At 41.2% G+C, this 22,309-nt stretch carries 21 protein-coding genes; 11 read left to right on the forward strand and 10 right to left on the reverse strand.

From position 1 onward, the window contains the following. Positions 1 to 111: 111 nt before the first annotated feature. The 5 genes from ACE3G9_RS05135 to ACE3G9_RS05155 form a co-directional block, all read right to left on the reverse strand. Positions 112 to 1,272 carry a ribosomal protein uL16 3-hydroxylase gene (locus tag ACE3G9_RS05135; protein WP_449218612.1) on the reverse strand — a complete coding sequence of 387 codons (1,161 nt, stop codon included), beginning with the start codon at positions 1,270 to 1,272 and terminating at the stop codon, positions 112 to 114. Between the two features lie 277 nt (positions 1,273 to 1,549). Beyond that, entirely contained in the window at positions 1,550 to 2,923 is a 1,374-nt protein-coding gene (purB, locus tag ACE3G9_RS05140) for an adenylosuccinate lyase (protein WP_449218613.1), read from the reverse strand. A gap of 81 nt (positions 2,924 to 3,004) precedes the next feature. Next, entirely contained in the window at positions 3,005 to 3,622 is a 618-nt protein-coding gene (gene hflD, locus ACE3G9_RS05145; RefSeq protein ID WP_449218614.1) for a high frequency lysogenization protein HflD, read from the reverse strand. 87 nt (positions 3,623 to 3,709) lie between these two features. Then, a complete protein-coding gene (mnmA, locus tag ACE3G9_RS05150; protein ID WP_449218615.1) occupies positions 3,710 to 4,852 on the reverse strand; it encodes a tRNA 2-thiouridine(34) synthase MnmA in 1,143 nt (380 codons plus the stop codon). A 102-nt stretch (positions 4,853 to 4,954) separates the two neighbouring features. Next, on the reverse strand, positions 4,955 to 5,653 hold the full coding sequence (locus ACE3G9_RS05155) for an rRNA large subunit pseudouridine synthase E (RefSeq protein ID WP_449218616.1): 699 nt from the start codon (positions 5,651 to 5,653) through the stop codon (positions 4,955 to 4,957). A gap of 397 nt (positions 5,654 to 6,050) precedes the next feature. On the opposite strand from ACE3G9_RS05155, the gene ACE3G9_RS05160 reads away from it, so the two are divergent. Beyond that, complete coding sequence (locus ACE3G9_RS05160; RefSeq protein WP_449218723.1) at positions 6,051 to 8,282, forward strand: NADP-dependent isocitrate dehydrogenase; 2,232 nt, start codon at positions 6,051 to 6,053, stop codon at positions 8,280 to 8,282. A gap of 407 nt (positions 8,283 to 8,689) precedes the next feature. On the opposite strand, the gene cspD is transcribed toward ACE3G9_RS05160, so the two are convergent. After that, the gene (cspD, locus tag ACE3G9_RS05165) at positions 8,690 to 8,911 is read right to left on the reverse strand and encodes a cold shock domain-containing protein CspD (protein WP_417878772.1); all 222 of its coding nucleotides are present in this window, start codon (positions 8,909 to 8,911) and stop codon (positions 8,690 to 8,692) included. Positions 8,912 to 9,263: 352 nt separating this feature from the next. Between cspD and clpS the strand changes: the two genes are divergently transcribed. Both clpS and clpA read left to right on the forward strand, forming a co-directional pair. Next, positions 9,264 to 9,584, forward strand: a complete 321-nt coding sequence (clpS, locus tag ACE3G9_RS05170) for an ATP-dependent Clp protease adapter ClpS (protein WP_027696127.1) — start codon at positions 9,264 to 9,266, stop codon at positions 9,582 to 9,584. 85 nt (positions 9,585 to 9,669) lie between these two features. Further along, positions 9,670 to 11,937, forward strand: a complete 2,268-nt coding sequence (gene clpA, locus ACE3G9_RS05175) for an ATP-dependent Clp protease ATP-binding subunit ClpA (RefSeq protein WP_449218617.1) — start codon at positions 9,670 to 9,672, stop codon at positions 11,935 to 11,937. Between the two features lie 189 nt (positions 11,938 to 12,126). On the opposite strand, the gene infA is transcribed toward clpA, so the two are convergent. The 3 genes from infA to aat form a co-directional block, all read right to left on the reverse strand. Beyond that, positions 12,127 to 12,345: a translation initiation factor IF-1 gene (gene infA, locus ACE3G9_RS05180; RefSeq protein ID WP_001040192.1), complete on the reverse strand. Its 219-nt coding sequence runs from the start codon at positions 12,343 to 12,345 to the stop codon at positions 12,127 to 12,129. Between the two features lie 118 nt (positions 12,346 to 12,463). After that, positions 12,464 to 13,156 (reverse strand): arginyltransferase, encoded by a 693-nt coding sequence (locus ACE3G9_RS05185; RefSeq protein ID WP_417878774.1) that lies wholly within the window; start codon positions 13,154 to 13,156, stop codon positions 12,464 to 12,466. A 4-nt stretch (positions 13,157 to 13,160) separates the two neighbouring features. Next, positions 13,161 to 13,871, reverse strand: coding sequence for a leucyl/phenylalanyl-tRNA--protein transferase (gene aat / locus ACE3G9_RS05190; RefSeq protein ID WP_417878775.1), 711 nt, complete (start codon positions 13,869 to 13,871; stop codon positions 13,161 to 13,163). Between the two features lie 121 nt (positions 13,872 to 13,992). Between aat and aroA the strand changes: the two genes are divergently transcribed. The 7 genes from aroA to pyrF all read left to right on the forward strand — a co-directional run bounded on the left by aroA (position 13,993) and on the right by pyrF (position 20,784). Beyond that, positions 13,993 to 15,285: a 3-phosphoshikimate 1-carboxyvinyltransferase gene (gene aroA, locus ACE3G9_RS05195; protein WP_449218618.1), complete on the forward strand. Its 1,293-nt coding sequence runs from the start codon at positions 13,993 to 13,995 to the stop codon at positions 15,283 to 15,285. A 205-nt stretch (positions 15,286 to 15,490) separates the two neighbouring features. After that, positions 15,491 to 16,171, forward strand: coding sequence for a (d)CMP kinase (gene cmk / locus ACE3G9_RS05200; RefSeq protein WP_417878777.1), 681 nt, complete (start codon positions 15,491 to 15,493; stop codon positions 16,169 to 16,171). Positions 16,172 to 16,316: 145 nt separating this feature from the next. Next, positions 16,317 to 17,987: a 30S ribosomal protein S1 gene (gene rpsA / locus ACE3G9_RS05205; protein WP_027696121.1), complete on the forward strand. Its 1,671-nt coding sequence runs from the start codon at positions 16,317 to 16,319 to the stop codon at positions 17,985 to 17,987. 59 nt (positions 17,988 to 18,046) lie between these two features. Then, entirely contained in the window at positions 18,047 to 18,349 is a 303-nt protein-coding gene (ihfB, locus tag ACE3G9_RS05210) for an integration host factor subunit beta (RefSeq protein ID WP_346656333.1), read from the forward strand. A 201-nt stretch (positions 18,350 to 18,550) separates the two neighbouring features. Further along, positions 18,551 to 18,841 (forward strand): LapA family protein, encoded by a 291-nt coding sequence (locus ACE3G9_RS05215; protein ID WP_417878778.1) that lies wholly within the window; start codon positions 18,551 to 18,553, stop codon positions 18,839 to 18,841. Positions 18,842 to 18,853: 12 nt separating this feature from the next. After that, complete coding sequence (gene lapB / locus ACE3G9_RS05220; protein WP_417878779.1) at positions 18,854 to 20,023, forward strand: lipopolysaccharide assembly protein LapB; 1,170 nt, start codon at positions 18,854 to 18,856, stop codon at positions 20,021 to 20,023. Positions 20,024 to 20,085: 62 nt separating this feature from the next. Further along, complete coding sequence (gene pyrF, locus ACE3G9_RS05225) at positions 20,086 to 20,784, forward strand: orotidine-5'-phosphate decarboxylase (protein ID WP_417878780.1); 699 nt, start codon at positions 20,086 to 20,088, stop codon at positions 20,782 to 20,784. A gap of 103 nt (positions 20,785 to 20,887) precedes the next feature. On the opposite strand, the gene ACE3G9_RS05230 is transcribed toward pyrF, so the two are convergent. Further along, complete coding sequence (locus tag ACE3G9_RS05230) at positions 20,888 to 21,304, reverse strand: VOC family protein (RefSeq protein WP_449218619.1); 417 nt, start codon at positions 21,302 to 21,304, stop codon at positions 20,888 to 20,890. Positions 21,305 to 21,491: 187 nt separating this feature from the next. On the opposite strand from ACE3G9_RS05230, the gene ACE3G9_RS05235 reads away from it, so the two are divergent. After that, a complete protein-coding gene (locus tag ACE3G9_RS05235; RefSeq protein WP_449218620.1) occupies positions 21,492 to 22,292 on the forward strand; it encodes an alpha/beta fold hydrolase in 801 nt (266 codons plus the stop codon). Positions 22,293 to 22,309: the final 17 nt, after the last annotated feature.

Genomic DNA, 22,309 nt, shown 5'->3' on the forward strand with positions numbered 1-22,309 from the left:
TAGCTCTAAAAGTAAAAGTGGCGACACTGAGAATAATCAGAGTCGCCACTTAGATGATGATTTGTTCGGCACTAGTGATTAGCTTTAGTGAGACTAGTGCTAACAAAGATGTTACTCGTAAAACCAGTAACCTTTATTAATCAACTCAGTTAATAGAGTGATTGCCGCAGGGATGCTAGTCAGGGATGATAAGGTTTGTGCTTCAATATCATCATAATCACATAAAATGCTAGCTAAAGGCTCTAACCCGGCTTCAAGCTCAAATACTTCACCATTGATGAATAAAGTATTTGGGTTGGTCTCATGGTAGTTCGCACGTAGGCCAGCCACTTTATATAACGGCTGTTCTGTTTGGATGCACTGCATCACATCATCCATAGTGAGAGGTTCTTCCGGTACGATGATGTTTAGCTGATGACGTGATTGACTCAACATACAACCTAAGAAATCTTCAATTCTAGCGGGGTCTTCAAAGGCTTTTTTCAACATGCTAATGAGTAACTGCGTGTCGGTCGTTTGTATCATACCGGAACCCGATTGCGTTTTTTGCTCTGGGTTGTGTAAGTGAACATCGCCAATATCGTGCGCTAAAATGTAATCGGCAAAGTTACTTAATAGCTCTTGCTCTTTTGGTGAGCGGAAGCCAACAGAGTAGCTCATTGATGGCTCTAGTGCATAGCCATCGTGTGGGAAGCCAGGTGGAATATATATGATGTCGCCCGGTTCGAGTACCTCATCAATAATCGCATCAAAACCTTTTATTTGGCGTAGAGCTTGTCCTTGGATGACTTCTTCATATTGGCCTTTATCTTTCGCACCGACACGCCAGTGACGCTTACCTAAGCCTTGGCAGATAAAAACATCATACTGATCAATATGAGGGCCTACGCCGCCATTTTCTACCGCAAAACTAATCATGACATCATCAAATAACCAACCCGGCATCGCTTTGAATGGTTCAACTAATTGAGCCGCTTCTGGGTGCCAATGGTTTGCCGCTTGTACGATCAAAGACCAATGGCTCTCAGGGAGTTGGGCGAACTTATCTTCATCAAACGGCCCATGTTCAGCGGCCCATTGTTTGTTTTTGTTAGATACAAAACGGGAATCAATAACTTCTTCCATAGAAAGCCCGGCTAGTTCGTCAGGCGTTAGCGGATCGACGAAGCCATTTTCTGGAGAGTCGGTAAATAGGCCACCTTTAATGATGGTTGGTTTTTTTTGCCAATACTTGGCTAAGAATTCTTCTAGAGAAAAAGAAAGTTGATACATGAGGTGCCTACAAGTTGTATTGAAACGAAACAGGGCGAAGAGTGTAACAGAAAGCACAGATTAAAGGGAAATGTAGAGGATAAGGGGGAGAGTGGATAGCAAAAGAAAAGGGCCAGCCGGAGCTAACCCTTGAGCTGTCATCCTGAATAACGACGAAGGAGTGTAGTTCAGGATCTCCTAAAGCTATCGACTTCACAGCTTAACGTAGGAGATTCCAAACAGTTCGTTCCTCACTTTTGGAATGACGAATGTTGTTTTTTCGGGTAACGACCTTTGTTTATTTCAACAAATCCGTCAGTTTAACCGCATCACCGATGTAGTTTGCTGGGGTCATTTGTTTTAGGCGTTCTTTCTCATCCTCAGGGATGTCAAGGCCATCAATAAATGCGCGCATGCCTTCGCCATCTACACGCTTACCACGAGTCAATTCTTTTAGTTTCTCGTATGGTTTTTCGATGCCGTAACGACGCATCACTGTTTGTACTGGTTCAGCTAGTACTTCCCAGTTCTTGTCTAGCTCAGCTTCAAGAGCCGCTTGGTTTACTTCAAGCTTGCTGATACCGCGCATCACTGAAGAATAAGCGATCATTGCATAACCAGAACCAACACCTAGGTTACGAAGAACCGTTGAGTCAGTTAGGTCACGCTGCCAGCGAGAGATAGGCAGTTTTTGTGCAAGATGACCAAAAATCGCATTAGCTAAACCTAAGTTACCTTCCGAGTTTTCAAAATCGATAGGGTTCACTTTATGTGGCATGGTTGAAGAGCCAATTTCGCCAGCAATGGTTTTTTGTTTAAAGTGGCCTAATGCAATGTAGCCCCAAATATCACGATCGAAGTCGATTAAGATGGTGTTGAAACGCGCAATCGCATCGAACAATTCTGCAATGTAATCATGTGGCTCGATTTGCGTTGTGTACGGGTTCCAGTCTACGCCAAGTGACTTGGTGATGAACTCTTCACTAAATGCATGCCAATCTAGCTCAGGGTAAGCAGAAAGATGAGCGTTGTAGTTACCGACGGCACCGTTGATTTTTGCTAGGATTTCAACGCTAGCGATTTGCTTGTATTGACGTTCCATACGGTATGCCACGTTTGCCATTTCTTTACCCATAGTCGAAGGTGAAGCTGGTTGGCCGTGGGTACGAGAAAGAAGCGGGATATCACGATACTCAACCGCTAGTGCTTTAATCGCATCAATGATTTCACGAATGGCAGGAAGAATAACCTCATCACGTGCTTCTTTAAGCATAAGCGCGTGAGATGTGTTGTTGATATCTTCAGAAGTACAAGCAAAATGGATGAATTCGCTTACTGCATGCAATTCAGGTAGTGCTTCTACTTTTTCTTTTAGGAAATACTCAACCGCTTTTACATCGTGATTAGTCGTACGTTCAATCGTTTTGATACGATTGGCATCATCTTCGCTGAAGTTCGCCGCAATCTCGTTAAGATATTGGTTCGCTTTGTCACTGAATGCAGGCACTTCTGCAATTGCAGCAGTCTCTGCAAGCTTTTGTAACCAACGAATTTCAACGATAGTACGGTACTTTAGTAGGCCGTACTCGCTGAAGATGCTGCGTAACGCAATCGTTTTACTTCCGTAGCGGCCGTCTACCGGTGAAACAGCAGTCAATGCTGACAGTTCCATGTGTATCTCCTGAATTAAATTGAGTTAGATTGAAATAGGGTAAATAGGTTTAGCATGTCGCTTATTATTAGGTGCGTGTTATTAAGTACGTGCAAGTAAGATTTTAGCTTGTTCAAGCATCTTCTTACGACCAAACAATAAGTGACGACGTTTACCACCAACTTGACGCCATAGCACCGCACAACGTACGCCTGCTAATAATAAGGCGCGAACTTTGTGTTGGTTAGTCGTTTGTTGTAATACGGCTGGTGTGCCAGAAACTTGGATACGCGGACCAACAGGGCTAATCACATCGAGATAAATACTGGCAAGGTTGCTGATCATTTGATCTTCTAGCAAGTCATAATGTTCAGTTTGGCGCTCGATGGTAGTCAAACGATCACCGAGTTGAGACATCGAATCAGGGCGAGCGTTGAGTTTGCGCTCTAATGACATAATGCTAATGATATAGCGGGTTGCTTCGCTGCCTGCTGGAGAGCCATCTATGCCGTTAATTAGGGTTTCAAGCCCCAGCTTAAGGTTTGATTCATCACCAAAGACATCCAGCGTATTACGTGGAGTCATATTGACGATGGTTTTTAACGTTGTTTCAAGAGCCGCAGAATCACAATGCCCGTTTCGCGCGACCTGTTGAACAAGTGCAACCGCTTGGCAGATGCCAGCAAAAGCGATGGTACGGTCATAAAGAGTGTTTGCCACGTTAACTTCTCCTAAAAACAAACTTAATTGATGCTGTTTACTATAAACGAAAGGGCCACGAAGAGCCCTTTAAATGTTAATAATCGATTAGATTCTCGCTTCAATAATACCGCCGCCTAAGCAGACATCTTGCGAGTAGAATACTGCCGACTGCCCCGGAGTCACTGCTACTTGAGGTTCATCGAAAATCACTTTGATATTGTTTTCATCGATAGGCTCAATAATACATGGAATATCTTGCTGGCGATAACGTGTTTTAACCGTACAGCGTAGAGGTTCAGTAATTGTTTGACGATCAACCCAGTGCAATTGCGAAGCAATTAAACCCGTAGATTTTAGAAGTGGATGATCGCCACCTTGTACTGCGATAAGCACATTACGTTTGAGATCTTTTTCAGCGACATACCATGGATCTTCATTACCACCACCACCTTTTTGGCCACCAATATGTAAGCCTTTACGTTGACCTAGGGTATGGTACATCAAGCCTTGGTGTTCGCCGATTACTTTGCCTTCTGGCGTTTCGATTTTACCCGGTTGAGCAGGTAAATAGCGTGATAAGAAATCAGTAAACTTACGCTCACCGATAAAGCAAATGCCGGTTGAATCTTTTTTCTTCGCCGTAATTAAATCTTGCTCTTCCGCAATGCGTCGAACTTCTGGTTTTTCTAAATCACCAACAGGGAATAAGCTCTTAGCCACTTGTTCATGGCTTAGCGTGTATAAGAAATAGCTTTGATCTTTATTGCTATCTAAACCACGAAGCATTTTCGGTAATTCACCCGCTTCGATTTGCTCAGCAGTAGGGAAGGTACGACGAACGTAGTGACCCATTGCGATATAATCTGCATCAAGCACTTCATCAGCAAATTCTAAGAAAGCTTTAAACTTGATTTCTTTGTTACATAGAATATCAGGGTTTGGCGTACGGCCAGCTTTGTATTCCGCTAAGAAATATTCAAAAACATTGTCCCAGTATTCAGATGCAAAGTTAATGGTATGCAGTTCAATGCCTAACTTGTCACACACAGCTTGCGCATCTGCAAGATCTTCTGCTGCCGTACAATATTCTTCGTTATCATCTTCTTCCCAGTTTTTCATGAAAAGCCCTTCAACTTGATAGCCTTGTTGTTGAAGCAAGTAAGCTGAAACGGAAGAATCGACACCACCGGACATTCCGACGATTACTTTTTTATTAGCATTTTCTAGCTTTTGGCTGTTATCTGACATGCAATGAATACCACAAAATTAATCTGGTCCGAATTCTAACAGAAAGTTATCACAGGTGACAGATCCGAGAGGGGGAGAAATAATGCATATTGTACTGTTTGCTTAAACTTTAATAACTTTGTAATTACCAGGCTGTAAATTACCTAAAGACCAATCACCAATTGAGTAACGAATTAGCCTTAATGTTGGAAAACCAATATGCGCCGTCATACGTCTGACTTGTCGATTACGACCTTCAATAATAGTCATTGCTAGCCAGGTTGTTGGAATGTTTGCACGAAAGCGAACTGGGGGATTACGAGGCCATATTTCAGGCTCGGGAATAATTTCCACTTTGGCGGGAAGTGTTATGCCGTCTTTGAGTTCAACACCATGGCGTAACTGTTCTAAATCCTTTTCAGAGGGTGCCCCATCCACTTGCACCCAATACGTTTTTGGCGCTTTGGATGTTGGCTGAGTGATTTTAGCTTGTAGAATACCATCGTTCGTTAGCACCATTAGGCCTTCGCTGTCTCTGTCTAATCTACCGGCGGCATATACATCTTTAATATCAATATAGTCAGCTAGCGTTTTTCGTTTCTCACCGTCAGTAAATTGGCTAAGTGTATCGTATGGCTTATTAAACAAAAGGACGATGCGGTTTTCTGCGGTCACACGCGGTGAGTTGTGAGTTATTTTTTGTTTAGGGCGTTTAGTAAAACGATGTGTTGAGCTGCTTTTTTTTCCTCTTGATTTGGTCGGATCTGTTTGAAACTTACGACTCGATTGTGTCTTTTTAGAGAGAGAGTTTGAGCTCGACATGTTAACTACCTTGCAAAAATGTAAACAAATTAAGAGGCTAAGTTTTAATAACTTTAGAATTGATCTAGTATGGTGCCGCTAAAAGAAGAAGATAATAGACCATTAACTTGAATTTGTTTAATTCATTCTCGAATTTCTTACCCAAAAGAGTTCGGATGGAATGCTAAATAATATCTCTATCATCAAGTTATCGTGAAATGACTTTGACGTGACTTTGAAAGAGTATAAGTGAACGAAAGCAGCTGTGCTAAAAATTATCTGGTATAGCTAATATCTATTATCTACCAACATAGAGAAAGGTCGAATGAGATGACCGTTTTCTTGAGCCACACAGCCAATCTCATCTATTAAGGCTGTTCGAAATATATAGGGAAATTCAATGCCTACCACAGATCAAATGAAAAATAAGCAGCCAACTATTATTTACACTATTACTGATGAAGCACCAGCGCTGGCAACTTACTCACTATTGCCAATCATTCGTGCTTATACCGCTTCTTCAGGTATCAATGTAGACACTCGTGACATTTCATTAGCGGGTCGTATTATTGCGAACTTTCCTGAATACCTAACAGAAGAACAACGAATTGGTGATGCGCTTTCTGAGCTAGGTGACCTGGCTAATACTCCAGATGCAAACATCATTAAACTACCAAACATTTCTGCTTCTATTCCTCAATTACGCGCAGCGATTAAAGAGCTTCAAGCCAAAGGATACGCACTACCTAACTATCCTGATGAGCCAAAAACAGACGAAGAGCGTGCAATTAAAGAAACTTACGATAAGATTAAGGGGAGTGCAGTAAACCCAGTTTTACGTGAAGGTAACTCTGACCGTCGTGCACCACTTTCTGTTAAGAACTACGCGAAGAAAAACCCACATTCAATGGGGGCTTGGGATGCAAACTCAGCATCACATGTTGCGAGTATGTCTGAGCAAGATTTCTACGGTAGCGAAAAATCCGTCACTATTGATGGTGCGCGCAATGTACGTATTGAGCATGTCGATGCGGGTGGTTCAGTTGAAGTGCTTAAAGCGCCATTTGCTCTGTTAGATAAAGAAATTATTGATGCGGCTGTGCTTAATAAAGCTTCTTTAGTTGAATTCTTTGAAAAGCAAATTGATGAGGCTAAAGAACAAGGGATCTTATTATCCTTGCACTTAAAAGCAACCATGATGAAAGTTTCTGATCCAGTTATTTTCGGTTATGCAGTTAAAGTGTTCTATAAAGATGTATTCGATAAATACGGTAACTTGTTTGAAGAGTTAGGCGTTGATGTGAATAATGGCATCGGTGATGTATATAGTAAGATTGAAAACTTACCCACTGATCAAAAACAAGAAATTGAACAAGCATTAGATGCCGTTTATGCCACTCGTCCTTCATTGGCGATGGTGGATTCTGATCGTGGTATCACTAACTTGCATGTACCAAGTGATGTGATTGTTGATGCATCAATGCCAGCAATGTTGCGTTCTTCTGGTAAAATGTGGAATAGCGAAGGTCAGCTGCAAGATACTAAAGCAATGATCCCAGATCGTTCATATGCGGGTGTGTATCAAGCAGTTATCGACTTCTGTAAAAAGAATGGTGCATTTGATCCAACGACTATGGGTAGTGTTCCAAACGTAGGTTTGATGGCACAAAAAGCAGAAGAATACGGTTCACATGATAAAACTTTCGTTGCGAAAAAAGCGGGGGTTGTACGTGTGATTGACGAAAATGATACAGTTCTACTTGAGCAAAATGTTCAAGAAGGCGACTTATTCCGTATGTGTCAGGTTAAAGATGCTCCAATTCAAGACTGGGTGAAACTGGCCGTTACTCGCGCACGTGATGCAGGTGTACCTGCGGTATTCTGGTTAGATGAAAATCGTGCTCATGATGCTGAGTTGATTAAAAAGGTCAATGCTTACTTGCCACAACATGACACTAATGGTCTTGAGATTAAGATTTTAGATCCAGTATCGGCAACCAACTACTCCCTTGATCGTATCAAAGACGGCCTAGATACTATTTCGGTAACAGGTAACGTATTACGTGATTACCTAACGGATTTATTCCCAATTCTTGAACTAGGTACATCAGCGAAAATGTTGTCAATTGTTCCTCTGATGAATGGTGGTGGTTTATTTGAAACGGGCGCGGGCGGCTCGGCTCCTAAGCACGTTCAACAACTTGAAAAAGAAAATCACTTACGCTGGGATTCTTTAGGTGAGTTCCTTGCTTTAGCAGCCTCTCTTGAGCATCTAAGTAGCGTTGCGAATAACCCTAAAGCAAAAGTATTAGCTGAAACGTTAGATAAAGCGACAGGTCAATTCTTAGATGAGAACAAATCACCATCTCGTAAAGTGGGTGAGCTTGATAACCGTGGTAGCCACTTCTACCTAGCGGCATACTGGGCGAAGGCATTGGCTGAACAGTCGAAAGATGCTGATCTTGCTCAGCAGTTTGCACCGATTGCAGCCGAGCTTGCTGAAAAAGAGCAGCAGATTGTAACTGAATTAAATCAGGCACAAGGCGTTGCAGGCGACTTAGGCGGTTATTACTTATTTGATGAAGACAAAGTAGTAACACTAATGCGTCCTAGTGAGACACTAAACCAAGTGCTAAATGCTTTACGCTAAGCTGAAGAGTCTTAAATAAATGATAAAGCGCTCTATATGGGCGCTTTTTTTATGTCTGTTATAACAATCAACATAATTAGGTGATCAATAATTGCGCAGGAAGAATCCTTGAGAATAAGGCATAAATTTTCGATAAGCAGTCGTTCTACAATCAAAACTGATAACGCAGTTATCGAGGCTTTTCACAAGAAAGAATGATCAGATAATTAGTGCGATTGGCATTAGTACATGTAGGGATTAATTTAGCTGCTTACTTTGCTTGGTATTTTAGATTTAAGGGGGAGTGATGCATAAAAAGCCATACAAATTGATAAGGTCATTTGTATGGCTTTATATAGTCTTTATACTTGAATATAGATAACAGAAAAGTCTATAGAAAGGTGTGATATTTAGTTATCGTAATTGGACTATTTTACTTGGTCGCCATCTAGTGGCATGACAAGACTAGCATGAGAGCCTTTAGGGCCTTTTTCAACTTCGTAGGATACTTGTTGTCCTGCTTTTAACGTTCTATACCCGTCCATTTGAATTGTCGAGTAGTGAGCGAAAATATCACCTTCTTCTCCTTCTGGACAAATGAAACCAAATCCTTTGGCATTGTTAAACCATTTAACGGTACCTGTAGCCATGCTTTACATCCCTCATGCTTTTTAACGATATAACGGTTAGTTTTTTAACCACTCTAAGAACACAATTTAGACAATCATGGCTAACAGTCAATAGTTGATGGTGATAATTATCGGTCGAATAACAAAAATAGCGATGTGAGTTTAACTTTTGCTTAACATTGAGTTTTCTCATTTACATCGTTTAATGATAGTTTGAGAGTATATTGCTTTCTTTTTAAGCTGTTAGTCTGCAAGTGTAACGGAATAGCAATCTTTTATTTGCAGGGATACAATTGGTGGATTAGTCTCTAAATAAGAAGGCAGGTTGATAGGTTTGTTTTCTATCAATGTTGGTCATAAAGTAGAATTAAGCATGAATAAGCAATACCAATGGACTTCACCAGATATCGATCTTCTGGAAGATGAGAAGACCAAACTGAAGCCACCGGCGATGTATCATGTGATACTTAATAATGATGATTACACGCCAATGGATTTTGTAATTGAAATACTGAGTCGCTTTTTCTCTATGGATTTGGAGAGTGCGACTCAAGTAATGTTAAAAGTGCATTTTGAGGGAAAAGCAAGTTGCGGCACATTTACGGCTGAAGTTGCTGAAACAAAAGTGATGCAAGTCACCATGTATGCTCGTGAAAATGAACATCCCTTGTTATGTACTATGGAACAGGTGTAGTGCCTTTTATTTTGATTGGTATCACCTAGATGACTTAGGCTTTAGCTGAATATGAACATAGTAATTGTTCTTTGGGGAGGTAGCTATGCTAAATAAAGAACTGGAAATGAGCTTGAATAGCGCATTTATGCGTGCTAGAGAGAAACGTCATGAGTTTATGACTGTTGAGCACCTTTTATTAGCGCTGCTTGATAATGATTCTGCTCATGAGGCTTTATCAGCTTGCCAAGCAGATATTGATACATTACGCCAAGAACTCGATGCTTTTATTGAGCAAACGACCCCTTTGATCCCAACTGTTGATGAAGAACGTGAAACTCAGCCAACATTAAGTTTTCAACGAGTACTGCAACGCGCGGTATTCCATGTTCAATCTTCTGGCCGCAATGAAGTCGCAGGTGCTAACGTACTTGTTGCCATTTTTAGTGAGCAAGAGTCACACGCCGCCTATCTTCTAAAGAAAAATGATGTCAGTCGACTTGATATCGTTAATTTTATTTCACATGGTATTCGCAAATCAGGAGATGACGTTGATGGCAGTCAAAGTGATATCACTGGTGATCAGCCGCAAGAAAATAGTTCTGAAGAGCGTTTAGATAGTTTTGCTACAAATCTTAATGAAGTGGCTAAAAAAGGGCAAATCGATCCGCTCATTGGTCGTGATGTTGAACTTGAGCGCACAATTCAAGTGTTATGTCGTCGTCGTAAGAATAATCCATTACTCGTCGGTGAAGCGGGGGTTGGTAAAACGGCAATAGCTGAAGGGTTAGCGTGGCGTATTGTTGAAGGTAACGTACCTGATGTGATTAAAGACAGTGTGATTTATTCACTTGATATTGGTTCGTTATTAGCAGGCACCAAATATCGCGGTGATTTTGAAAAGCGCTTTAAGACTATTTTGAAGCAATTAGAAAAAGAGAAAGATACCATTCTCTTTATTGATGAAATTCATACTATTATCGGTGCTGGAGCCGCTTCTGGTGGCCAAGTGGATGCAGCGAACCTCATTAAACCATTACTGAGTAACGGTAAATTACGCTGCATTGGTTCAACGACTTATCAAGAATACAGCAGCATTTTTGAGAAAGAGCGTGCGCTGGCTCGACGTTTTCAAAAAATTGATATTTTAGAGCCTTCTATTGACGATACGACGAAAATTCTTATCGGCCTTAAGAGCAAATATGAAGAGCATCATCAGGTTCGTTTTAGCAATAAAGCGTTACGTGCTGCTGTGGAGCTTTCTGCTAAGTACATTAATGAGCGTCATCTGCCAGACAAGGCAATCGATGTTATTGATGAAGCGGGCGCACATTGTCGACTAGCACCTGTGAGTAAACGTAAGAAAACCGTCAATGTTGCTGATATTGAAGCTATCGTAGCCAAGATTGCTCGGATCCCAGAAAAGTCAGTTTCTTCTTCAGACAAAGAAGTATTGTCACGCCTAGATAGCCGACTCAAGCTACTGGTATTTGGACAAGATCCTGCGATTGAAGTGTTATGTGAAGCGATTAAGTTAACTCGTGCCGGTTTAGGCCACGATAATAAACCGGTTGGTTCATTCTTGTTTGCAGGCCCAACAGGGGTAGGTAAAACAGAAGTGACGGTGCAATTATCTAAGCTACTAGGGGTTGAACTACTGCGTTTTGATATGTCGGAATACGGCGAGCGTCATTCTGTGAGTCGTTTGATCGGTGCCCCTCCTGGTTATGTGGGTTATGACCAAGGTGGTTTGTTGACGGATGCGGTGATTAAACACCCTCATTCAGTTGTCCTACTTGATGAAATTGAAAAAGCGCATGGCGATATATTCAACTTGTTATTGCAAGTAATGGATAACGGCACACTGACTGATAACAATGGTCGTAAAGCCGATTTCAGAAATGTTATCTTGGTAATGACAACCAATGCGGGTGTTCAAGAGACTGAGAAACAATCTATGGGCTTGATTCAGCAAGATAATAGTTATGATGCGATGGCTGAAATCAAGAAAGTCTTTACACCAGAGTTTAGAAACCGTTTGGATAATATCATTTGGTTTAATAGCTTGAGTGAAGAGATGATTCATCAGGTAGTGGATAAGTTCATTGTGGAATTACAAGCACAACTAGATGGACGTGGTGTTTCAATGGAAGTGTCGGAAGAGGCTCGTCATTGGTTAGCCAAAAAAGGTTACGATAAAACTATGGGCGCAAGACCTATGGGACGTGTCATTCAAGAGCAATTGAAAAAACCACTGGCAAATGAGTTGTTATTTGGAGTTTTGGTTGATGGCGGAACAGTAAAAGTAGCGCTCAATCACAATGATGAAGAACTGGAATTCACTTATTTAAATCAAGAAGAAGCGGTTCACTAATCTTGTATGAGATGGCGGCTTTAACTTATGAGTGACGTTGAAAGCTCTTACCTAAAAAGGTAGGAGCTTTTTTGTGCTTCCAGCCTTGATAGAGGGGAGGGGAATTGAAGTTATAAAAAACCGAAGCCTAAGCCTCGGTTTTGAAATTAGGTTTAAACGGACGTGATAGCCACTTAAACATTTAATTGATTAACGTGCGCGGAAGACGATACGGCCTTTAGATAAATCGTATGGAGTCATTTCTACAGTCACTTTATCACCCGTTAGGATACGGATGTAGTTTTTACGCATCTTGCCAGAAATGTGTGCCGTTACTACGTGACCATTTTCTAATTCTACGCGGAACATAGTGTTTGGTAATGTGTCAAGGACAGTGCCTTGCATCTCGATTACGTCTTCTTTTGCCATTTAATCCTCTTACCGAAATTTGGCTTATTCTTAACCGCTAGATTGAGCAGTCAATTTAGGGGTAATAATGCTCCAACAATGAATAATTATATGCAGGAGATTAAAGTTGTTGCGTATTCTACCCTTGCCAACGCTGATTTACTAGCTTTTGATGACGTTGAAAGCGAACTTTGTAATTCATCGCTGGGCAATCATCAATTTGATAACCCAAATAAAGCCAGTGTTTATGTATTTGTTCACATTGCTTCAATTGCAATAACACACACAAAGTACCTAGTGATAATGGGTGTTCAGGTTCATAAAAGGTATAAAATGCACTTAGAGAGTTAGGTAGGCAATCTGTTACCGCTACTGCGATGAGCGTACCGTTCTCATAAACATGTAAGAATTGAGGCTGCATCCAATCTGCGAGAATAAAGTTTTCGAAAACATCTTTATTGGCAGGATACATACTGCCACTTTGATGTCTCGCTTCAATATACTTCTCATACAAATCAAACCAATTATCATCTAGTTGCGACTTTAATTGCCATGAAAGTCGCGCTGCTTTATTCAGTAATCGTCGCTGACTCTTTGAATATGTAATATTTGGGATTGAGACTCGAATGGGTTGGCAGGCCTGACAAGCATCGCAATGAGGTCGATAGATCATATTGCCACTACGACGAAAGCCATTAGCAAGAAAGAGTTCATATTGACCAGGAGTATGTAACGCTTCATCTAAAATAACCGCGACCCGTTCTTGTTGATTTTCTAAATAGCTACATTGGCTAGAAGGAGTTAAGCCGATCTTTATTTGGTTTGATTCCATCCGTTTATCCTTCTGTGAGCTTAAGTGTACACGGTGTAAAGTTGCTATTTATTGGCTTATTTTGTAATTGCTTTATTAGCGATATGAAGTGAGAACGTGGAACCTCGTTGACGCCTAGCCTTTCCAAGTGAGGATTCATGATCTGACAATCGATCAGTTGACCTCCAACATGAGAAAAGTGATCGCATAGATACCAGAAGGCAACTTTAGATGCATTGCTTTCAATTGAAAACATCGATTCACCACAAAATAGTTGGCCTAATTTAATGCCATATAAACCACCAATCAAAGTGTCATCGCGCCAAACTTCAACAGAATGACAATGACCTAATTTGGCTAATGTAATATAAGCATGAATCATCTCTCGAGTGATCCAGGTTTCTTCGATAGGGCGAGTGCTGGCGCACAGTGTAATTACTTGTTCGGTTGCTTGATTTAAAGTGACGGTTAAATGATTACGACGAAGATGCTTTTTTAGACTTTTAGAGGGAGAGAATTGATTAGGTTCGATCACCGCCCTAGTCGCAGGACTCCACCATAGAATGGGGTCTTGCTGTGAAAACCAAGGGAATATGCCATGCTTATACGCGTTGATAATTCTCTCTGGACTGAGATCGCCGCCGAAAGCTAATAACCCATCCGGCTCAGTGAGTGCCGACTCTACATCAGGAAATGTTTCTTTATAGTCATCTAAGCAAGGTAAGTAGATAGTCACGGCAAGTATTCTATTTATTAATCAACTCTTGAGATGATAGCAAGATTTACACTAGCACTAAATCTTGTTTTTCGTTAATCTCAAATGCATTAATAGCTTTTAGCAAGGAATATGAAAACCAATGGAAAGCCTTACTCTTCAACCTATCTCGAAAATCTCCGGTGAAATTAACCTTCCGGGGTCAAAAAGTGTTTCAAACCGGGCTTTATTATTGGCCGCTTTGGCGACTGGCACGACGCGCTTAACTAATCTTTTAGATAGTGATGATATTCGACACATGTTGAACGCTCTGACCAAACTAGGCGTCGCATTCCAATTGTCCGAAGATAAAACCGTGTGCGAAGTGCAAGGTATCGGTGGTGCTTTTGATATAGACACTTCTACTCCTCTTGAATTGTTTCTCGGCAATGCAGGTACAGCAATGCGACCTCTCGCAGCGGCTTTGTGCCTAGGAAAAGGGGAGTTTGTATTAACCGGTGAACCACGGATGAAAGAGCGTCCAATTGGTCACTTAGTTGATGCGTTGCAGCAAGCCGGAGCCTCGATTGAGTATTTAGAAAATGAAAATTATCCACCAATCAAAATAACTGGCACAGGGTTGAAGTCTGGTTCAGTGACAATTGATGGTTCTATATCAAGCCAATTTCTAACCGCTTTCCTCATGTCTGCGCCGCTTGCTGAGGGGGATATTACCATTCACATTGAAGGTGAATTGGTTTCTAAGCCATATATAGATATTACCTTAGACATCATGGCTAAGTTTGGTGTTAATGTAATCAATGATAATTACCAAACATTTACCATTCTTGCAGGTCAAACTTATCAAAGCCCAGGTCAATTCTTGGTTGAAGGCGATGCGTCTTCGGCTTCTTACTTCCTCGCCGCAGCGGCAATTAAAGGCGGAGAAATTAAAGTAACCGGCATTGGTAAAAACAGTATTCAAGGTGATATTCAATTTGCAGACGCACTGGAAAAAATGGGCGCAGAAATTGAGTGGGGCGAGGATTATGTTCTTTGCCGAAAAGGGCAATTGAATGCGATCGATATGGATTTTAACCATATTCCAGATGCCGCGATGACGATTGCAACGGCGGCGTTATTCGCCAAAGGCACTACCTCGATTCGTAATGTATATAATTGGCGAGTAAAAGAAACTGACCGTTTATCTGCGATGGCAACAGAATTAAGAAAAGTTGGCGCAGAAGTAGAGGAAGGTCATGACTACATTACTATTACACCTCCAACACAGCTAAAGCATGCTGCGATAGATACTTATGATGATCACCGCATGGCAATGTGTTTTTCACTTGTGGCGCTAAGTGATACCGCAGTGACGATTAACGATCCAAACTGCACCTCAAAGACTTTCCCTAATTACTTTACAAAGTTTAGCGAATTAAGCCAGTTGGTCTAAAATTAAACATAAGTAGAATATTTATTCGGCCTCACTTAGCGTGGGGCTTTTTTGTATTGGGATAAAATTTCAGTTGCTTTGACTAATCTTGGATATATTGACTAATAATCCATGCATAGACGGTCTAATTTCGCTATAATTTTGCGCTTAAAAACCGTCATGTTTCTTGAGCATAGCTTGCTCACATAGATCCCGGAGAAAATGTATGTCATCTCAAAGCCCGGTTATCACCGTAGATGGGCCAAGCGGCGCAGGTAAAGGTACCTTGTGCATGATGCTTGCGGATAAGTTGAATTACCATCTACTTGATTCAGGCGCAATCTATCGTGTATTGGCTTTAGCCGCTATTCATCATGGTGTGGACACAGAATCAGAAGATGCACTAGTACCACTAGCAAATCACCTTGATGTGCAATTTATTGCGGAAGGTGACTTGGTGCGAGTCATTTTAGAGGGTGAAGACGTATCGAAAGAATTACGTAAAGAAGAAACGGGCACTGCTGCCTCAAAAGTCGCTTCTTTACCTCGAGTGCGTGAAGCATTACTACGTCGCCAGCGTGCATTTAGTGCGGAACCAGGCTTAGTTGCTGACGGTCGAGATATGGGAACGGTTGTTTTCCCGAATGCTGAAGCGAAAATTTTCTTGGATGCAAGTGCCGAAGAAAGAGCACAACGCCGCTTGAACCAGTTGCAACTAAAGGGGTTAAGTGGTAAATTCGACCAACTTTTATGCGATATTCAGGAACGTGACGATCGTGACCGCAACCGTGCTGTTGCTCCTTTACGTCCAGCTGATGATGCATTAGTGATTGATTCTACATCACTTTCTATTGAAGAAGTGGTAGAAGTCGCGCTAGAATTTATAGAATCTAAACTCACTAAGTAATTGTTTGTTTTTAGAACGTCTGGTTTTTAAAAACATCGCTATTTAGTGATAAGGACTGTCGGTCGCAAGGATGATGACTGGCTAATTTATCAACCCCATGCGGTAGGATACCCATGGACGTTTAATTAATTGAAGATCATATATAATGACTGAATCTTTTGCTCAACTCTTTGAAGAGTCGCTAAACGAACTAGAATTCCGCCCAGGTACTATTGTTAAAGGTACTGTTGTTGCTATCGAGAACGGTTTCGTTCTTGTTGACGCAGGCCTAAAATCTGAATCTGCTATTCCAGCTGAACAATTCAAGAACGCTGCTGGCGAACTTGAAGTTGAAGTTGGTGCTGAAGTAGATGTAGCACTTGACGCGGTAGAAGATGGCTTCGGTGAAACTCAACTTTCTCGTGAGAAAGCTAAGCGCCACGAAGCTTGGATCGTACTTGAGAAAGCATGTGAAGAAGCTGAAACTGTTGTTGGTATCATCAACGGTAAAGTTAAAGGCGGTTTCACTGTTGAACTAAACGGTATCCGTGCATTCCTACCTGGTTCTCTAGTAGACGTACGTCCAATTCGTGACACTGCTCACCTAGAAAACAAAGAGCTAGAGTTCAAAGTAATCAAGCTTGATCAGAAACGTAACAACGTTGTTGTTTCTCGTCGTGCTGTTATCGAATCAGAAAACAGTGTTGAGCGTGACGAACTTCTTGAAACTCTACAAGAAGGTACTGAAGTTAAAGGTATCGTTAAGAACCTTACTGACTACGGTGCATTCGTTGACCTTGGCGGTGTAGACGGCCTACTTCACATCACAGATATGGCTTGGAAGCGTGTTAAGCACCCATCTGAGATCGTAAACGTTGGTGACGAAATCCTAGTTAAAGTTCTTAAGTTTGACCGTGAGCGCACTCGTGTTTCTCTAGGTCTTAAGCAACTTGGTGAAGATCCATGGGTAGCAATCGCTAAGCGTTACCCAGAAGGTCACAAACTAACTGGTCGTGTAACTAACCTAACTGATTACGGCTGCTTCGTAGAAATCGAAGAAGGCGTTGAAGGTCTAGTACACGTTTCAGAAATGGATTGGACTAACAAAAATATCCACCCATCTAAAGTGGTTAACGTTGGTGATGAAGTTGAAGTTATGGTTCTTGATATCGACGAAGAACGTCGTCGTATCTCTCTAGGCCTAAAACAATGTAAAGCTAACCCTTGGCAGACTTTCGCTGAAGCGCAAGCTAAAGGCGACAAAGTTACTGGTAAGATCAAGTCTATCACTGACTTTGGTATCTTCATCGGTCTTGACGGTGGTATTGACGGTCTAGTTCACCTATCTGACATTTCTTGGAATGCTCAAGGTGAAGAAGCAGTTCGTGACTACAAGAAAGGCGACGAAATCTCTGCAGTTGTTCTAGCAGTAGACGCTGATCGTGAGCGTATTTCTCTTGGCGTTAAGCAAATGGAAAACGACCCGTTCAACAGCTATGTTGCTGACAACAAGAAAGGTACTCTTGTAAACGGTACTGTAACTGCAGTTGACGCGAAAGGTGCTACAATTGAATTACAAGAAGGTGTTGAAGGTTACATCCGTGCTTCTGAAGCAGCACGTGACCGTATCGAAGATGCATCTCTAGTATTCAGTGTTGGAGACAGCGTTGAAGCGAAATTTACTGGTGTAGACCGTAAGAATCGCGTAATCAACCTATCTATCAAAGCTAAAGATGAAGCTGAAGAGCAAGAAGCAATGGCTACTCTAAACAAAGCTGATGAAGCTGCGTTTGGTAATGCTATGGCTGACGCATTCAAGGCTGCTAAAGGCGAATAATTTTTTGCCTATAGAAGGGGGCCTGAAAGGGCTCCCTTTTTTCGATAAGAAAGAGAAAAGTGAGGGAATCACCTATGACTAAGTCAGAATTAATTGAAAGACTTTGTGCTCAGCAAACCCATTTATCAGCAAAAGAAGTAGAGGATGCCGTAAAAGATATCCTGGAACATATGGCTTCTAAGTTGGAAGAGGGCGATCGTATTGAAATTCGTGGTTTCGGCAGTTTTTCTCTACATTATCGTGAACCACGTATTGGTCGTAACCCCAAGTCAGGTGAAAAAGTGGAACTGGAAGGTAAATACGTTCCTCACTTTAAACCAGGGAAAGAACTACGTGAGCGTGTAAATAGTAGCATTGCGTAAGTGGTGCCGTGTTATGACGTTACATGATTAGAATTTAAAGAAAGCGGCATTCGTTAGATTGCCGTTTTTTTATGGGTAAAATTCAAACGACTGACAATTTAATTAATAATATTTCCATCTTTCAATTAATTGGCAATGGAGTGTCAGGCAAATTTACTGCATAATCAAAGAATCATTTCGCTGTATGGAAAGGTGGTAATTATGAAAATTATAAAAATCATACTGGTTATCGCACTTTTTCTGATTGCTTTAGCGTTAGGCGCACAGAATCAAGAAACAGTGACATTTAATTATCTCATTGCTCAAAACGAACTGCCGCTCTCTTTGTTACTCGGCATCGTTTTTGTGGTTGCTTTTGCGATTGCCTGGTTGATTTTTGGTAGTTTATATCTGAAATCAAAACTCACTGTGCTTCGTTTACGCAAACAATTGAATAAAGCACAGGCACCTTCTGCAAAGTCATCAGAGCAGCTCCCTGAAATTAAAGGCTAGGTTTATTCGTTAATGCTAGAGCTACTCTTTCTGCTATTGCCCATCGCCGCTGCTTATGGCTGGTATATGGGTAATCGTAGTGCTCGACATGATAAGCAAGAACAATCTCATCAGATCTCTAGGCAGTATGTCAGAGGTCTAAACCTCCTATTGTCTGAACAATCAGATCAAGCCGTTGACCACTTTATCGAACTACTTCAAGTTGATGATGAAACGATTGATACTCACTTAGCCTTGGGTAACCTGTTTCGGTCACGTGGTGAAGTCGATCGCGCTATTCGCATACACCAAAACTTAATTTCTCGTGATGGTCTTACGGTTGATCAAAAAAATCTTGCACTGCAACAGTTAGCGAAAGATTATATGGTGTCGGGCTTTTTTGACCGTGCGGAGAAAATCTTTGAACAATTGATTGAAGAGCCTGAACATAGAGAACAAGCCCTTCAGCAACTTGTCACCATCTATCAGCAAACTCGCGAATGGAATAAAGCCATTAAATATGGCGATGACTTAGTCGCGATGGGACGTAAGAAAATGCGTCGTGACATTGCTCATTATTGGTGTGAGATCGCCATGCATGAATTGAGCTTAACCAACACATCAAAAGCAGTTCTCTACTTTAAGCGAGCACTAACTGAAGATCCTAAATGTGTTCGCGCTAATATCGCATTAGGTAATATTTATCTTGAGTCGGATAACTATAAGCAAACCATTCAATGCTTAGAGCAGGTTATTGAGCAAGACATCGATTATATTTCAGAAATTCTTCCAACTTTAGCAGACTGTTATTACCAAATTGACCAAGAATCAGGAATGCTAGAGTTCTTGAAAAAGTGCATCGCTAAGAAAGCTGGCGTATCTGCTGAGTTAATGCTCGCTCAAATGGTCGCCCAACACGAAGGTATTGCCGCTGCGCAAACCTTGTTAACCCAACAATTAATAAAGAACCCAACGATGAAAGGGTTCTATCGACTGATTGACTACCATATTGCCGAAGCTGAAGAGGGCCGAGCAAAAGACAGTTTGACAACCTTACAAGAGATGGTAGGGGTGCAAATGAAAGCTAAGCCTCATTATCAGTGTCGTCAGTGTGGCTTTGCTACTCATTCTATTTACTGGCACTGTCCATCTTGTAAGGGGTGGGGAACCATTAAGCCGATACGTGGTTTAGATGGTGAATAATTCGTACCTTTTTTGCACAAAATAACGCTAAAATTCGTTTTAATTTATTGAGAGGAAAACCAATGTTAGACCCAAAAGTGATTGTTGCCTTAGATTATGAAAATCAAAATGATGCATTAGCTTTCGTGGATAATATTGATCCTACCCAATGTCGCTTAAAAGTCGGCAAAGAAATGTTTACTCTATTTGGCCCTGACTTTGTGCGTGAATTACATAAACGAGGTTTTTCAGTCTTTCTAGACCTTAAATTCCATGATATTCCGAATACTTGTTCGAAAGCGGTTAAAGCGGCGGCAGAAATGGGCGTTTGGATGGTCAATGTTCACGCCAGTGGTGGTGAACGTATGATGTCGGCATCACGCGAAATCCTTGAATCTTACGGTAAAGATCGCCCATTATTGATTGGGGTAACAGTACTAACCAGTATGGAGCAATCGGATCTTGCGGGTATTGGGCTGGATGTGGCTCCGCAAGAGCAAGTGAAACGTCTTGCTAAGCTCACTCATCAAAGTGGTTTAGATGGCGTGGTATGCTCAGCTCATGAATCTTCGATTTTAAAGGCTGAACTCGGTCAAGAGTTTAAATTGGTGACTCCAGGCATCCGTCCTGTAGGTAGTGCAGCAGGCGATCAGCGCCGCATCATGACACCAGCTGAAGCAATGACTGCCGGTTCGGATTACTTAGTTATTGGTCGTCCAATTACTCAAGCAGAAGAGCCAAACCAAGTGCTAATTGATATCAACGCTTCTTTGAATGCGTAAGTGGACTTGTTCACGCAAATAGTTCATGTTCGTATATACCAAAGTTATTAGGGTATTAAACACAAAAGCCAGTGCTCATTTTGACACTGGCTTTTATGTTGGTTTATAAATCGTTGTTTCGCTCACTTGGAATATCGGTTAGGTATTCAACAAACTCAACTTCAAATCCAGCAGGGTCAACGAAGTAAACGTTTTTCCTAAATGGGTTTTCTGCTCCGGGTTTCGCTATTTGGTATCCGTTACTGACTAACCTTTCTATTATGCTATCTATGTTCTCTACCGAATAAGCAAAGTGTGCTAACCCTACTTGGTAACCATCTAAGTCTCGGTTTTGCCCTTCACCATGATTACTGATGGCGAGATATTGATAATCATCGCCTAGATGTAACCAGTGCCTTGGCTTTCCATGCCACTCATCATCACCTTCGCTGCGGATTGTCCAATGAGGAAACGCAGTTTGATAAAAGTGAATCATGGCGGGAACATCACTCACGACTAAATTGACATGTTCTAAGTACATACACATTCCTTTGATTGATGGCTTGAATGAATTTAAGACAAAGATAAAACCTCAAGCTAACATGAGGTAAAGTGTTTTTTATGCAACATAAACTCACATAATAGACTTTAGTAAAAAACGCAGAGAAAGGGTTTGGTATGGTATAATCAACAGATAAATTTTAACCATAAGACGTAGTATTTTTATTATGACAAAAGAGCTTTTGTTTCATAAAACATATTTGCATCCAACTAGCCAAGAATGGGTTGTATTTATTCATGGTGCTGGCGGCAGCTCGTCTCTATGGTTCAAACAAATTAAAGACTACCGTCAGTATTACAATTTACTTCTGATTGATTTAAGAGGGCATGGGCGCTCAAATCAATTACTCAAGGATATCATTTCAAAGCACTACTCATTCCAAGATGTAACGATAGATATTCTGAACGTGTTAGAACATCTTAATATTAAAAAAGCACATTGTGTTGGCATGTCTTTAGGAACGATCTTAGTGAGAAACCTAGCTGAAATTGCGCCAGGGAAAGTCCAAAGTATGGTGCTTGGTGGGGCAGTGACGCGACTTGATGTCCGCTCACAACTTTTAGTTAAGCTCGGCTATTGGAGTAAAAATATTATTCCTTATATGTGGCTATATAAATTATTTGCTTACATTATTATGCCACAGCGCGGACAAAAAGAATCCCGTCATTTATTTATCCGAGAAGCTAAAAAACTTTGCCAGAAAGAGTTTAAACGTTGGTTTAAGCTATCGGTTGATGTTAATCCTATGATGCGTTATTTCAGAGATCGTGAGTTACCAATCCCAACTCTTTATCTGATGGGAGAGATGGATTACATGTTTATCCGCCCAGTGAAAGAGATGGTAAAGCAGCATAAATTTAGCCACTTACTTGAGATTCCAGGTTGTGGGCATGTGTGTAATGTTGAAAAACCGGTAGAGTTTAATCAATACTCTTTAGCTTTTATTCAGCAAAACAGCCAATCTTAAACCAGTAAGTTTAACTA

This window comes from Vibrio sp. E150_018 (assembly GCF_053544035.1).